Source organism: Verrucomicrobiia bacterium, assembly GCA_035577545.1.
In the GTDB taxonomy this organism is placed as follows: domain Bacteria; phylum Verrucomicrobiota; class Verrucomicrobiia; order Palsa-1439; family Palsa-1439; genus Palsa-1439.
In genome coordinates, this window is sequence record DATLVI010000010.1 from 105,995 (window position 1) to 120,567 (window position 14,573).

At 59.6% G+C, this 14,573-nt stretch carries 12 protein-coding genes and 1 tRNA gene; 11 read left to right on the top strand and 2 right to left on the bottom strand.

Annotated elements, in window-relative coordinates:
- Positions 1 to 855, bottom strand: a complete 855-nt coding sequence (locus VNL17_03525; protein HXI83143.1) for a class I SAM-dependent methyltransferase — start codon at positions 853 to 855, stop codon at positions 1 to 3.
- A gap of 246 nt (positions 856 to 1,101) precedes the next feature.
- Here VNL17_03525 and VNL17_03530 point away from each other — a divergent pair, with 246 nt between their 5' ends.
- From VNL17_03530 to VNL17_03565, 8 genes are all read left to right on the top strand, one after another.
- A complete protein-coding gene (locus tag VNL17_03530; GenBank protein HXI83144.1) occupies positions 1,102 to 2,247 on the top strand; it encodes a glycosyltransferase in 1,146 nt (381 codons plus the stop codon).
- Positions 2,244 to 3,212, top strand: a complete 969-nt coding sequence (locus VNL17_03535) for a lysophospholipid acyltransferase family protein (GenBank protein HXI83145.1) — start codon at positions 2,244 to 2,246, stop codon at positions 3,210 to 3,212. Before VNL17_03530 ends, VNL17_03535 begins: the two co-directional genes overlap by 4 nt.
- Positions 3,209 to 3,880 carry a glycosyltransferase family 2 protein gene (locus VNL17_03540; GenBank protein ID HXI83146.1) on the top strand — a complete coding sequence of 224 codons (672 nt, stop codon included), beginning with the start codon at positions 3,209 to 3,211 and terminating at the stop codon, positions 3,878 to 3,880. The genes VNL17_03535 and VNL17_03540 overlap by 4 nt, the downstream gene beginning before the upstream one ends.
- A gap of 310 nt (positions 3,881 to 4,190) precedes the next feature.
- Positions 4,191 to 4,835, top strand: coding sequence for a DedA family protein (locus VNL17_03545; GenBank protein HXI83147.1), 645 nt, complete (start codon positions 4,191 to 4,193; stop codon positions 4,833 to 4,835).
- A gap of 23 nt (positions 4,836 to 4,858) precedes the next feature.
- Positions 4,859 to 4,936, top strand: a tRNA-Pro gene (locus VNL17_03550).
- Between the two features lie 378 nt (positions 4,937 to 5,314).
- Positions 5,315 to 6,463 (top strand): efflux RND transporter periplasmic adaptor subunit, encoded by a 1,149-nt coding sequence (locus VNL17_03555; GenBank protein HXI83148.1) that lies wholly within the window; start codon positions 5,315 to 5,317, stop codon positions 6,461 to 6,463.
- Complete coding sequence (locus tag VNL17_03560) at positions 6,460 to 9,657, top strand: multidrug efflux RND transporter permease subunit (GenBank protein HXI83149.1); 3,198 nt, start codon at positions 6,460 to 6,462, stop codon at positions 9,655 to 9,657. Before VNL17_03555 ends, VNL17_03560 begins: the two co-directional genes overlap by 4 nt.
- Positions 9,644 to 11,089: an efflux transporter outer membrane subunit gene (locus tag VNL17_03565; protein HXI83150.1), complete on the top strand. Its 1,446-nt coding sequence runs from the start codon at positions 9,644 to 9,646 to the stop codon at positions 11,087 to 11,089. Before VNL17_03560 ends, VNL17_03565 begins: the two co-directional genes overlap by 14 nt.
- Before the next feature lie 449 nt (positions 11,090 to 11,538).
- Here the strand turns inward: VNL17_03565 and VNL17_03570 are convergent, their stop codons facing one another.
- Positions 11,539 to 12,366 (bottom strand): hypothetical protein, encoded by an 828-nt coding sequence (locus tag VNL17_03570; protein HXI83151.1) that lies wholly within the window; start codon positions 12,364 to 12,366, stop codon positions 11,539 to 11,541.
- Between the two features lie 141 nt (positions 12,367 to 12,507).
- Here VNL17_03570 and VNL17_03575 point away from each other — a divergent pair, with 141 nt between their 5' ends.
- The 3 genes from VNL17_03575 to VNL17_03585 are packed head-to-tail and all read left to right on the top strand — an operon-like array spanning position 12,508 to position 14,571.
- The gene (locus VNL17_03575; GenBank protein HXI83152.1) at positions 12,508 to 12,783 is read left to right on the top strand and encodes an acylphosphatase; all 276 of its coding nucleotides are present in this window, start codon (positions 12,508 to 12,510) and stop codon (positions 12,781 to 12,783) included.
- Entirely contained in the window at positions 12,783 to 13,646 is an 864-nt protein-coding gene (locus tag VNL17_03580; GenBank protein HXI83153.1) for an ABC transporter ATP-binding protein, read from the top strand. The genes VNL17_03575 and VNL17_03580 overlap by 1 nt, the downstream gene beginning before the upstream one ends.
- A complete protein-coding gene (locus tag VNL17_03585) occupies positions 13,639 to 14,571 on the top strand; it encodes an ABC transporter permease subunit (protein HXI83154.1) in 933 nt (310 codons plus the stop codon). Before VNL17_03580 ends, VNL17_03585 begins: the two co-directional genes overlap by 8 nt.
- Positions 14,572 to 14,573: the final 2 nt, after the last annotated feature.

Below are 14,573 nucleotides of genomic sequence, written 5' to 3' on the forward strand. Positions count from 1 at the left end.
TTATTTGACCGCATCAAGGATGCACTCCTCACCGGAGTTCTTTCGTAGAAGATGCACAATCACCGCTTGGAATTGGAACAGCAGAGACTGAATTACCAGTCCCCATCCCATGCGCACGCCAAAGCGGTGACGACCGGTGTGCTTGATGGAAAGACTTCCTTCGGCGAAGAATTGCGCGTTGGCAGCGGTGGTCCATGTTCTGGCGCGTTGGAATCCCGCTTGAACCGCGAGTTGGTTGAGCGTGAGCGACGAAAACAGATGGAGATGCCGTGGCGGATCAAGTCCCAGCCAGCCGGAACTGAAACGCCGGTGACCAAGGCTGTTTACGTTCGGAGTGACGGCGATCAATCTGCCGCCGAGCTTCAGGAGGCGGTGGCACTCTTGCAGCAGGGCCAGGGGATCCGGCACGTGCTCAATCACATGGCTCATAGTTACGACATCGAAGGTGGAATCGGGTAACGCAAGATCTGATAACGCGCCCAGGTTTACGCGCAACCCGTGCAGGGTGCGGGCCCGTTCCGCGGCCATTGCGTCAACCTCCTGTCCCTCCACCTCCCAGCCCATGGTTTGCCAACGGGCGAGCCGGCCACCATCGCCACAGCCCACGTCAAGCAACCGACCGGGCTCTGAGCCGTGTAGAAAGAGAGAGAACAACTCGTTGCGTTGGTGTGTCAACCCGGACACCCGCAACAAGGCGCGGTAGATCCAGTGGACAATGCGCCGGGCGAGTCCGCGAACCGCCGGAGGTTTATCCTGGTGAGTGAAATAGTCTCGATAGACCAAGTGGAGGTCCTGTTCCTCCGGCATCGGGTCAAGCCACAGCAAACCACAACCTTCCCGGGGGCAGCGCTTCATTTGCCAAACGCCGGGGGTCTCGGACAGCCGATCGGACAAATCTGAGTACAGAAGGTCGCCAGTTGCTCCGCAGAGAAAGCAATTGGGACAGGGCCAGGTGCGGATGGGTTGTGTCATCGTCGGTCAAAGCGATTCAGTCTCGAATGCCACCGGTGAAGTTTAGCCCAGGGCGCGCGTTGTGAGGCAAGCAAATAGTTTGATTGACCCCTGTTCGCGCCATTCTGTATGCTGCAGGGTGCGAATCCAATGACGAAGCGTATTTTGTTCCTTTATTTGACGAAGCATTCCGGTCATTACTCGGCCGCCGTCGCGGTCGAGTCCGCCATGCGCAGCCTCGACGTGCCGGTGGAGTCGATGCTGCTGGATTCCTTCAGCCATGCCAATCCGGTGCTCTCGAAAGTGACGCTGCGGGCCTATCTGGCCGCGTTGAAGACGGCGCCTGAAATCTGGGAGTGGATGTATGACAACCCCGAGTTCAAGGTGCGCACGGCGAAAATCCGCGAGCTGCTGAACCGCGGTAACTCTCGCAAGTTGCAAAAGCTGCTAAAGGACTTCGCTCCCGACGCCATCGTTTGCACGCAGGCGTTTGCCTGTGGCGTGATGGCTTCGTGGAAGCGGGCCACGGGGCTCAAGAAGCCTCTGCTCGTCGGCGTGCTGACGGACTTCGTGGCGCATCGCTACTGGGCCGATCCCAATGTCGATTTGTATGTGGCCCCCAGCGAAGAGACGCGCCAGAAGCTAATCGGGCAGGGCGTGCTTCCCGATCGGGTGAAGGCCTTTGGCATCCCGACCAACGACCGCTTCCAAAAGCCGGTCGACAAGGCGGCGGTGATCAAGAGCCTGGGGCTCAAGCCGGATCTCCCGAAAATCCTCGTGATGGGCGGCAGCCTCGGCCTCGGGCCCATGAAATCAGTGATCCGCAAGCTGAACAAGCTACCGCAGCCGTTCGACATCATTGTCATCACCGGCAAGAACGAAGAACTACAGGACCGGCTGGCGCGCAAAGGCCCCAAGCTGCGCCATACGACGAAGATTTTTGGGTTCGTTGAGAATATCAACGAACTGATGGAGATCGCGGAGATGATCATCACCAAGCCAGGCGGGATTACGACCGCTGAAGCGCTGGTGAAGAAGCTGCCCATGATCATCATCAACCCGATTCCCGGGCAGGAGGCCAAGAACACGGAGTACCTGCTGTCGCAAAATGTCGCGGTGGAAGCCGAAGACGCCAACGACGTGATGTTGTTCGTCGATGAATTCCTGCGGGACCCGCGCAAACTCTGGGCGATGCGCGAGGCCGCCGCTGCGTTGGGTCGTCCGCGCGCGTCCGACCGCGCGGCGCAGGAAATCCTCCAGCTTTTGGCCACAAAAACCGCTGTTGCTGCCGCATGAAGTATTACGGGCTCAAGTTTGCCGAGGTGCTTTCCCGGCTGCTGCCGCGCCGCTTGAGCTACGGCGTGGCCCGCCGTGTGGCGGACCTCTACGTCCTGTTCGACAAGCGCGGCCGCCAGTGCGTCATCTCCAACCTCAAGCAGATCCAGGCGAACAGCGGCGTGGCGTTGTCCCCGCGCGCGCTCCACTCGCTGGCGCGCGAAAACTTCCTGAACTTCGCGAAGTATCTTGTCGATTTTTTCAAGTTCCTGCGCATTGACCGCCGGCGCATGGAACGGATTGTCCATTACGGCAATTTGCCGTCCGTGCTCGACGGCCTGCTGGAGCACGGCAAGGGAGTCATTTTTGTCAGCGCGCACCTGGGCAACTGGGAGTTGGGAGCGGCAGCGCTGGCGGCGCTGGGGTACAAGTTCAATGCCGTGGCGCTCTGGGTGCCCGATGAGAAGCTCAACAGCCTCTACCAGCATTATCGTGTGTCCCGCGGCATCCGTCCCATTCCCTTTGGCCGCGCGGCGCGGGAGTGTATCGCCGCGTTGCGGCGCAACGAAATCGTGGCCGTGATCGGCGACCGCGATTTTTCGGCGGGGAATCGCACGGTTGAGTTTTTTGGGAGACCGGCGCGGTTGCCGGAGGGGCCGGCCAAGTTGGCGCTGGCGACCGGGGCGCCGCTGATACCGACCTTCATGATTCGGTTGCCTGATGATACGTTCGCGTACATCGTCGACGAACCGATTTGGGCTGACAAATCACGACAGAACCTGGACGACATCATGCGGCAGGTTGCCGTGGCGCTTGAGCGCGTGATTCGCCAGCACAGCGAGCAGTGGTTCCTCTTTCACGATCTTTGGGACATCGAATCCGACCGCGCGCTGGCCACGGCCACGGCCTTCGGCACGTCCGCGGGCGATCCCGCGGCGGAGAATCCTGAAAAAGTTTCGCGGCGACAGGACAAGACCGGAGCATGACCCGTCGTGTCATTGCGTTGATTCCCGCCTACAACGAAGCGGCGCGAGTCGGCGAAGTTATCGCCGGGGCGCGTCCGCACGTGGACGAAGTCATTGTGATTGATGACGGCTCGAAGGATGGCACGGCCGCCGCGGCGGAAAAGGCGGGGGCCAAAGTTCTCCGCCACGAGCAGAACCGCGGGAAGGGCGGGGCGATCGCCACGGCCCTCGACTACTTTGGTCGGTCGGACGCCGAGTTCGCCATTCTCCTGGATGCAGACGGCCAGCATGACCCGGCGGAAATCGTGAAGTTCATCGAAACCGCCGGGCGCGAGCAAGCGGATGTCGTCGTGGGCACGCGCATGGGCAACACCAAGGATATGCCGCTGGTGCGTCGACTTACCAACCGATTCACTTCGTGGGTCACCGGCAAGCTGGCGCGCCAACAAATTCCCGACAGTCAATGCGGTTATCGATTGCTGCGACGCAACGTCCTGGGAGATTTGCGGCTCTCGACCGCGCGTTTCGAGACCGAGACAGAAATGCTCGTCCAAGCCGCGCGCGCCGGCCATAGGATCATCAGTATTCCCATCCGCACGATTTACGAAAGCGGTCGCCCGAGCCACATCCATCCGTCGCGGGACACGATACGATTCTTCAAGTTCGTGCGGAAGTATTGGAGGGGGTGAGGCCGGGTTGGGACGGTGTGTCAGATGTACAGTGTAGTGAGTTGACCCCAATGACCCCAATGATAAGGGGCGGGGGCCTATATACGTTTTTGCGAAACGAACCCATTTTGAGGGGTTTTTGGAGTCGATTTTATTGAGAAGTGGGTTCGTTTCAAGGAAACGAAGCCACCGGGGAGTCGCGACGGTGACGACCCTCCCACGTTCAGGCGGGCGCGGACGGACGGCTGGGCCAGCCCGTCCCTACCTACGACGGCGGATTGTCTTCTGGGCTGACAAGGGGGAGGGGGTGTGGTACAGGTAGCGGCCCTTTATGGAATGGATACATCAATTCGTTGACCTGTTCCTGCATCTGGATCGTCATCTGAATGACGCGATGCAGACGCATGGGACGGCGTGGACCTATGCGGTTTTGTTCGCGATCATTTTTTCCGAGACGGGGTTTGTGGTGACGCCGTTTTTGCCGGGGGACTCGCTGCTGTTTGCGGCGGGGGCGTTGGCGGCGACGCCGGGCAGTCCGTTGAGCATGGCGTGGCTGCTGGGATTGTTCTGCGTCGCGGCCATCGGGGGGAATACGGTGAACTATTCCGTTGGGCGGCTGTTCGGCGACAAGCTGGCGGCGAATTTCCCGCGAATCATCAAGCCGCGGTACCTGGAGAAGACGCACGCGTTTTATGAGAAGTACGGCGGCGAGACGATCATCATCACGCGGTTTGTGCCGATTGTGCGGACGTTTGCGCCGTTCGTGGCGGGGGTGGGGCACATGACGTACCTGAAATTCACGGCGTACAATGTGGCGGGCGGTTTGCTGTGGGTGGGGCTGCTGACGTTTGGCGGGTACTGGTTCGGGCAATTGGATTTCGTAAAGAAGCATTTCGGTATTGTGGAGTTGGCGATCATTTTTATCTCGGTGCTGCCGATGGTGATTGAGTTCTTGCGTCACCGTAAGAAAGTGTGATTAACTGGTGTGCTGCACGAAGTCGGGACGTAGCGCAGTTTGGCTAGCGCGCTTGGTTCGGGACCAAGAGGTCGCGGGTTCAAATCCCGCCGTCCCGACCATTTTTCTAAATGGTCGAAGGTAGAATAGCGTCGCGTGCCCAGATGTCCGTCGGGAGGGTCGCATGCTCAAATTTTTTCGAGCGCCCCACTTGTGAGTACACCGCCAAACCAGCGGCTTTTCAGGCGCGTTCTGCGTAGGTATAAGTGCGTCCTCAAAGGAGCACGGAACCGCTTGAGGGAGGCAGGATGCCTGGAGAATCGGACACTGTCGAAGGCGTCTCCATCAATAGTGGTGGGAAAGCCCGGAGCATTCCCAACGGCATGGCACCGCGCCGGTTTATGCCCCCATCGCACCGCGTTGGTGGAGTCTGTCAAAGAGCATAGCCTTTACACGACGGAAAACCTCGACTATAAGGCCTTATCCTAAAATCAGGTTTCATGAATTCTGATTTCAAACAGCAAATCGTAGCGATCAGCACTGTTTTGCTGCTAGTTGCCAGCGGGTGTTCGAAGGCGTCACCCGCACGGACCCCGCCGCCTCCGCAGGTGACCGTCGTTCAGCCAATCACGCGCGAAGTTGTCGAATGGGACGAATACATCGGCCGCTTGGAATCGCCGGAGACGGTCGAGGTCCGGGCGCGCGTCAGCGGCTATCTCGACAAAGTGCATTTCAAGGAAGGCAAGGAGGTGAAGAAGGGCGACCTCTTGTTCACTATTGATCCGCGTCCGTACCAGGCGGAATACGACCGCGCCGACGCCGACCATCAACGCTCGCTGAGCCAGGCAGAGTTGGCCAAGAATGATTTTGAGCGTGCCCAAAGACTGATCGCGACCAAAGCCATCTCCGAGGAGGATTTTGACACGAAAGGCAAGACTTACACCGCAGCCCAAGCGGCTGTGATGTCAGCCAAGGCCGCGGAGGACTCCGCGAGACTTAATCTCGAATTTACGGAAATTCACTCGCCTATTGATGGACGCATCAGCCGAGCACTGGTCACGCAAGGAAATCTTATCAGTGGCGGCGTCTCGGGTGCAGGCGCGACGCTTCTGACCACCGTCGTTTCGCTCGATCCGCTTTATCTCTATAGCGACGCCGACGAGCGCGCCATCTTGAAATACCTTAAGCTTCGTCGGGAAGGCAGCCGGGTCAGCGCGCGCGACGAACAAATCCCGGCCGAGATGGAATTGTCCGACGAGACCGGTTTTCCGCACAAAGGCTTCATAGATTTTGTGGATAACCGGGTCGATCCGAGCACCGGGACCATGCGCGCCCGCGGCGTATTTGCCAACACGGACCACAGCTTGAGTCCGGGATTCTTTGGGCGCATCCGCATCCCCGGCAGCGGGAAGTATCCGGCCCTGTTGATTCCCGACCGGGCATTGGGCTCAGACCAAGCACTGAAGTTCGTCTATGTCGTCAACGCGGAGAAGAAGGTAGAGTTCCGACCGGTCACGATTGGCCCGATCATCGATGGCTTGCGCGTGGTGAAGACCGGGCTCAAGGCCGGCGAGCCAATCATCGTGGAAGGATTGCTGCGCGTGCGACCGGGGGTCGTGGTGGACGCGAAGCCGCCGGAGACGAAATGAACTTTTCCCGCTTCTTTATCGAGCGTCCCATCTTCGCAGCGGTGCTGTCCATCGTCATTGTGATTGCCGGATTGATCGCGATGACTCAACTACCCATCGCCCAGTATCCCGAAATCGTCCCACCGACCGTGGTCGTGCGCGCCACCTATCCCGGCGCAAATCCCAAAGTGCTCGCCGAAACCGTCGCTACGCCAATCGAACAGGAGGTCAACGGCGTTGAGAACATGCTCTACATGTCGAGCACCTCGACCAGCGACGGCATCATGGCGTTGACCATTACCTTCAAACTGGGCACGGACCTGAACACCGCACAGGTGCTCGTCCAAAACCGCGTGGCCATTGCGGTGCCCAAGTTGCCCGAAGAAGTGCGCCGTCTCGGGGTGACCACCACAAAGAGGTCGCCCGATCTCACGATGGTCGCCCATCTCGTTTCGCCGGACAACTCGCGCGACGAACTCTACCTCAGTAACTATGCCTTCCTGCAGGTGAAGGACCAGCTCGCCCGCATCCCCGGCGTCGGCGACGTGACCGTGTTCGGAGCGCGCGATTATTCAATGCGGATTTGGCTCGACCCGGAAAAACTCGCGTCGCGCAACATGACGGCCGGCGATGTCGTCCGCGCGATCCAGGAGCAAAACCTTCAGGTGGCCGCTGGTACGATTGGGCAGCCGCCCGTGCCGGCGGGCAATGATTTCCAACTGACCATTAGCACGCAGGGAAGGCTGTTGGACGAACAGGAGTTCGGTGACATCATCGTCAAACAGGGCCCGCAAGGGCAGGTCACCCATGTGCACGACGTGGCGTACGTCGAGTTGGCGGCACGGGACTACACCGTTTCCTCGCGACTCAGCGGCAAGCCCGCCGCCGCGCTAGTGATTTTCCAGTTACCGGGGTCGAATGCGATCCAGACTTCCGACGCCGTGCGCGCGCGACTGGCGGAGTTGAAGAAGAATTTCCCGGCTGGTGTGGACTACCGGGTCATCTACGACACAACCATCTTCGCGCGTGAATCGATTCATTCGGTCGTCGAAACCTTATTCGAGGCCGTCCTGCTGGTCGTCCTTGTGGTGGTTGTCTTTCTCCAGAACTGGCGGGCGTCGATCATTCCGCTCATCGCGGTGCCGGTGTCGCTTATCGGCACGTTAGCTGTGCTGCTGGGGTTTGGCTTTTCGCTGAACAACCTTTCACTGTTCGGCCTTGTGCTGGCCGTGGGAATCGTCGTGGACGATGCGATCGTGGTGGTCGAGAACGTCCAGCGCTGGATCGAGCATGGCCTTGCGCCACGCGAGGCGGCCTATAAGGCGATGGAGGAAGTTACGCCTGCCGTCATCGCCATTGCGGTTGGTCTCTCGGCGGTGTTCATTCCGGTCGCCTTCATTCCAGGAATTTCCGGCCAGTTCTACCGGCAGTTTGCCCTGACAATTGCGTTCTCAACGCTTCTGTCGGCGTTCAATTCCCTGACGCTCTCGCCCGCGCTCAGCGCGCTGCTCTTGAAAGCTCATGACGCCAAGAAGGATTGGTTTGCGGCCAGCATGGATCGTGTGCTTGGCTGGTTCTTTCGCTTGTTCAACAAGAGTTTCGAGGCGACGACGAAAGGCTACACGCGCGCCGTTGGCGGTACGATCCGTCGCGGCGGCATTGCATTGGCGGTGTATGGGGGGTTGATTGTGTTGGCGTGGGGCGGTTTCAAAATCGTGCCAACCGGCTTCATTCCGACGCAGGACTCGGGCTACTTGATCCTCTTCGCCCAACTCCCCGATGGCGGGAGTTTGGAGCGCACGCAAAAGGTCATCAGCCGCGCCGGCGAAATCGCCCGCGCGATTCCCGGCGTGAACGGCACGGTCGAATTTCCCGGCTACAATTTGTTCGTCGGCGCGAACCTTCCGAATGCCGGCACGATGTTTGTCCCGCTGGATGAATTCAAGGACCGCAAAGACGCGCGGAAATCCGCGCAGTCCATCATGGCGCAGCTCAGTGCGGGCTGCGCCGAACTGCGTGACGCACGGATCGTTGTCCTGCCTCCGCCGCCGGTGCGGGGTCTGGGGAGCACGGCCGGGTTCAAGATGATGATCCAAGACCGGGCCGATCTCGGCCTCGACGCGCTCGCGGCCACGGCATTCAAGATGATGGTCACCGGCAGCCAGACACCGGGCCTCTCGCAGGTGTTCTCGACCTTCACCACGCGCGTGCCGCAACTTTTCGTCGACGTGGATCGAGTGAAGGCCAAGAGCATGAACGTCGCGCTGAGTGATGTGAACGACACGCTGCAAATCTATCTCGGCTCGCTCTACGTGAATGACTTCAATCGGTTCGGCCGCACATATCAAGTCACTGCCCAGGCCGATGCGAGCTTTCGGCTTCATCCCGAGGACATCCGCAAACTCAAGACCCGGAATGCCGCCGGTGACATGTTGCCGCTGGGCGCGCTCATTGATGTCCGCGAGACTACCGGCCCGGACAAAGTGATCCGGTATAACCTGTACCCGGCCGCCGACATCAACGGCGTCGCCATGCCCGGCGTGAGTTCCGGTCAGGCCATCGCGCTGGCGCAGCAACTGGCCGCCAAGGAGTTGCCGCCGGGCATGGACTACGAATGGACGGATCTGGCGTTTCAGGAGAAAGCCGCCGGCAACACGGCCTTGCTTATTTTTCCGTTGTGCATTCTGTTGGTCTGGCTGACACACTCGGCCGAGTACGAGAGTTTCTCGTTGTCCACCGCCATCATCCTGATCGTACCGATGTGCCTGCTGTGCGGAATCACCGGCGTATTCCTGCGGCACATGGATAACAATATCTTCACCCAGATTGGCTTTATCGTTCTGGCGGGAATGAGCGTGAAGAACGCGGTGCTGATCGTCGAGTTCGCGAAGCAGCAGCAGGAACATGATCCCAAAATGTCGGCGCGCACGGCGGCCATCGAAGCGGCCCGTCTGCGTCTGCGACCCATCCTCATGACCAGCTTCGCGTTCATCTTCGGCGTCCTGCCGCTCATCGTCGCCACCGGCGCGGGCAGCGAAATGCGTCAGGCGCTGGGAACCGTGGTCTTCTTCGGAATGATCGGCGTCACCTTCTTCGGGCTCTTTCTCACCCCGGTATTCTATGTCGTCATCCGCAGATTGACGGCGCGCAAGGCAACCGAAGATCAGCCCGCAGCCGAAATTGCGGTCAATCCCACACCCCATGAAGCACATTGAAGAGCAAATCGCTGCGATCGTGGCACTGGTGATCCTGACCGGCTGCGCGGTCGGCCCGAACTACAACCCGCCGCAAACCTCGGTCGCCGCTTCGTTTGCGAACGCCCCGACCAATACTGCGGCGGCAGACGAAACGGCGCTCGCCACGTGGTGGAACGGCTTCGGCGATGCAACGCTCAGCGATCTTGTTGCCCAGGCGATTGCGCACAATCACAATCTGCGCATAGCCACAGCCAACCTCAAGGAAGCCCGGGCTCTCCGCCGGCTTGCGATCTTCGATCTCGCGCCCACGGTGCAAGCCAATGCGGGGTACACGGACAGTCTCCTCAGCAAAGCGGCCGCAGTGCCCGGTACGCCGCGCAATCTCCGCCAAAACGAGCTTTACGATGCCAGCTTTGATGCGACTTGGGAACTCGACCTGTTCGGCCGTGTCCGCCGTTCCGTGCAAGCTGCGACTGCTGACGTCGGTTCTGTCGAAGCCACGCGACAAGACGTGCTTGTCAGTCTCACCGCCGAAATTGCGCGGAACTATTTTGAGCTGCGCGGAGAGCAAAACCAGCTCGCGGTAGCCCGCAAGAATGCTGACGTGCAAACCAAGACGCTCGAAATTACACAATCCCTCCTCGAAGGCGGGCGTGGCACAGACTTTGACGTGTCACGCAGCCGCGCCCTGGTCAATCTGACTCTCTCGACCATTCCACCCCTGGAAGCCGCGATCCAGAAAGCGATTTACCGTCTCACGGTATTGACCGGACGGCAGCCGCACGCTCTCCCGACAGAACTTTCCACACCGGGCTCGTTGCCGGCGGCAATGCCTGCGCTTGCGCTAGGCGATCCTGAGGCACTGCTGCGCCGTCGTCCCGACATTCGCGCTGCTGAACGTTCACTGGCAGGCGCGACCGCACGCATTGGCATCGCAACCGCCGACCTGTTTCCTCGGGTTACATTCGTTGGAAGCGTAGGGCTGCAAGCCAGCACATTTGCCGGCTTGGGGAAGGGAGGTGCTGACACGTGGACGTTCGGCCCGCAGCTCACGTGGGCCGCGTTGGACTTGGGCCGTGTGCACGCACGTATCAAAGCCGCCGATGCCAGGGCCGAAGCATCGCTTGCTTCCTACGAACTGACTGTGATCACGGCTTTGGAAGAAACAGAAGACGCATTGGTGGACTTTGAGCGCGAACAGATACGGCAACGGTTCTTGGAGGCATCCGCCCAAGCGAGTCAACAGGCGTCCGACTTGGCGCACCAGCGTTATGAAGCCGGCGCGTCGGACTTTCTCAGCGTGCTCGATGCCGAGCGCTCCCTGTTGGAGGCGCAAGACCGTCTCGCGGCCAGCCAGACGCAAACCGCGACGTCATTGGTGGCCGTTTACAAAGCGCTCGGAGGCGGGTGGGAAATCGCGACCTCCATTAATCGATCGAACGGAAAATAAGGAAGCAGTAAAAATGTCGAATGAAATTACGGTCGAGGATACCGTGGACGAATGTGATCGGGTCATGCTGAAGAATACCTACCGCGCAGCGTTATTCTCTAGTCGCACGGGTCAACGTGGTGCCAGTGGCGGCGTTGGCAGATGGAATGAAAGGTTTGTTCCCACCCAAATGAGGTTTGATCGGAAAGCGCTTTCCGCCAGCGCGCCCGCGCACGAGCTCTGTCGTTGGTAGGTATGTCGGATGTTCGGTCGATCCCCACTGAAGGCTGGTTGAGCATAATTCCGGAGAGAGCAAATCGACTCGTGCACGACGGCCTTTTGAGATGGCGTATGTGGAGCGACTTCCGGACCTGCCTGCTGCTCGGAAGCGAGAGCAGGAGATCAAACGGAAGAAAAGCCGTCGATATACTGACTGGCTGATTGGGGGACGAATTGGAGCGGGTTGATATTTAATGCGGGAGCCAGACGGGCTTGCCCTGGAATTTGAAGCCTTTGTGCTCGAGCGCCTTGATCAGTTTGCTGAGCCAGTGCAGCAAGGTGTCGAACCGTCGCAGCAAGGCTTCCTCGGATTGGTGCGAGCTGTCCGCGCTGCTGGCCAGGAGAGATGTCGATCCGGTTTGCTGGACATGAATACCGCGCGAGCGGCGCGAGAGTTCTGTTTTCCAGCGCTCCAACGCGACCATGCGCCCTTCGAGTGTGTAATCGATCGGCTTAATTTTCTTGAGGACTTCTTTGTCAGCGGTAGTCAACTGCCCGTGCTTGACGAACGTATCGACAATCACCGGGCAGAGGCGTTCGACGGCTTCGAGATGCTCGAAAGCGGGTGGCACTGCTGCGGCCTCGGGTTGTAGAGGGGCGGTAGAAGCCGCGGGCCCGGCCGCTGCTTTGACTGGCTCGGCAGCGGGGGTGAGGGGTTTGATAATGCGCACGCTCGCATGATGGCCACCGACATGCAACACCTTGACGGCGCCATGCTCGGCTTTCAATTCACGGTCGATTTCCTCCGGGGAGGCAACGGACAGCGTGAGTGTTTGAGCCGATGAATCGATGGTTGCGCGTAATGATTTTGCCCGGAGCAATTCCTGCATGCCCTCCAGATTGTGGGCGTTTTGGAATCCGATAAGATCCAAATGCGTCAGCGCCTCTGTCACCGCCAGGACGTCATCGCCGGGCGGAGTGAGCTGCAAGTTGAGGGTGTTGTGGATGGCCAGCGCAAGCTGGTCGAGATTGGGGTGCTTCTGTCCGCCGCCGCCAAACATTCCGCCGAATAGTGCCATAGCGCTCCTTCCGGGGTGACTGGCCAACTCTACCGCGGCGGCATGGCGGGAGGCAAGCTCACAATGAAACGGTCGGTTTGTATTCCTCCCCCGTTCGCTTGACTGGGTTACGGTTTGTCGATAGTCTGACGGCTTGAGTCTATGCGGAAGCGTGCGACGGTCTTTTACTCGGGCAGGGTGCAGGGAGTTGGGTTTCGCTACACCGCGCGCGAAATCGCCTGTGGATATGAGCTGACGGGGTATGTCCGCAACCTGAATGACGGGCGGGTGGAGTTGGTTGCCGAAGGCACCGAGGAGGAAGTGAGGGCGTTTCTGGAGGCGGTGCAGGCCAGCCAACTCGGCAGCCACATCCGCAATGCAGACGTGAATTGGAGGGAAGCCGCGGACGAATTCCGCGGTTTCGATGTGCGATACTAATGGATGCGATTCGAACAGAACAACTGACCAAGAAGTACGATTTGGGTTGGCGCAAAGGCCGACTGCTGGCGCTGGATAAACTTAACCTGCGCGTGCGCGAGGGCGAAGTGTACGGCTTGCTCGGGCCCAACGGCTCGGGCAAGAGCACGACGCTGAAGTTGATCCTCGATCTGATTTCGCCGACGGATGGTAGCGCGTGGCTTTTTGACGTTCCGTGCAACAAGGTCGTGTCAAGGTTGCACGTCGGCTTTCTGCCTGAGAACCCGTACTTCTATCGGTACCTGACCGGCGCCGAGACGCTGGAGTTTTACGGGAAGCTGTGTGGCATGGGTGGCTCGCCGCTGAAGAAACGCATCGAGGAGTTGCTGGACCTGGTCGGCCTCGCGCGGGCGCGCGACCGTCGGCTTTCGGGCTACTCGAAGGGCATGTTGCAGCGCATCGGGTTGGCGCAGGCCCTCATTCATGATCCCAAGCTACTGCTGCTCGACGAGCCAACGGCAGGTGTGGATCCGATCGGTAGCAAAGACATACGCGATTTGATTTTGCGGTTGAAGGGCATGGGGAAGACAGTCTTGCTGAGTTCCCATCTATTGGCCCAGGTGCAAGACGTGTGCGACCGGATCGGCGTGTTGAATCTCGGGCAAATGATTCTGGAGGGCGATGTCAAGTCACTCATCAGTGATCAACGGCGGTTGAGCATTACTGTGCAAGACTTGCCCGACGCCGCACGGGCGCGGGTCGAGGAGGCGGTCCGGGCTGCCGGGGCGTCGATTGTATCGGTCGAGCACCCACAGACGACGCTGGAATCGCTGTTCCTGGATGCGCTGAAGAAAGACGAACGGGGGATGGGACATCATGACTGAAGCTGTTGCTACACCATCGGCAAGTCCCGCGCCGGCGGGATCCGGAGAACGGGAACACGAGAGAGTCGGCTTTTCACTGAGCCGCGTCGGTGTGATTGGGGTGAACACATTGACCGAAGCGGTCCGGCAAAAGGTGTTTATCTTTCTGTTGCTTGTCGGGTTGGTGTTCATTGGGTCGGCCATCTTCTTCTCGCAATACAGTCTTGGGGAACAAGAACAATTGAAGGTGATCAAGGACACGTGCCTGGGCGTTATTTCCGTCGTCAGTACGTTGATCGCGATTGTGGGAACGGCGCAGTTGTTGCCGAGTGAGGTGGAGAACCGCACGATCTACACCATCCTGGCGAAGCCCGTGCGGCGCTTCGAGTTTTTGCTCGGCAAGTTTTACGGCAGCGCGCTCTTGCTGGTACTGAGCATGGCAGCCATGTGCCTCATGTTCGGTGCCGTGTTATGGATCAAGGAGCAGAGTATGATCCGCGAGTTGAGCCAGACGTACCTTGGCGAGACGCACGACGCCACCGAGGAAGCGAACAAGCAAATCCAGCAGGTGAAGATCACTGTGCTTGACGTGAACCTGGTCAAGGCGGTCCTAACGGACCTGGTGAAGGCGATACTGGTGGTGTCGATTACACTTCTGGTGTCGACATTCTCGACGTCCCTCGTCTTTAACGTCGCGGTGCCGTTTATGATTTACGTGGCGGGCATGTTGCGCGGGACGGCTGTCGAGATGTGGGGCAGTCATCGGCTGGCGATGGCGGTGTTGGCGATCGTGCCTGACTTTGGGCTGTTCAGTCTGGCGGACGACATCAACCTCGGTAATCCCGTGCCCTGGGCACACGTTGACCAGGTCATTGTGTACGGGCTGGCGCGCGCGGCGGTGATCGTCGTCACCGCCCATTTGATCTTCAGCCGCCGGGAGATTTAGGC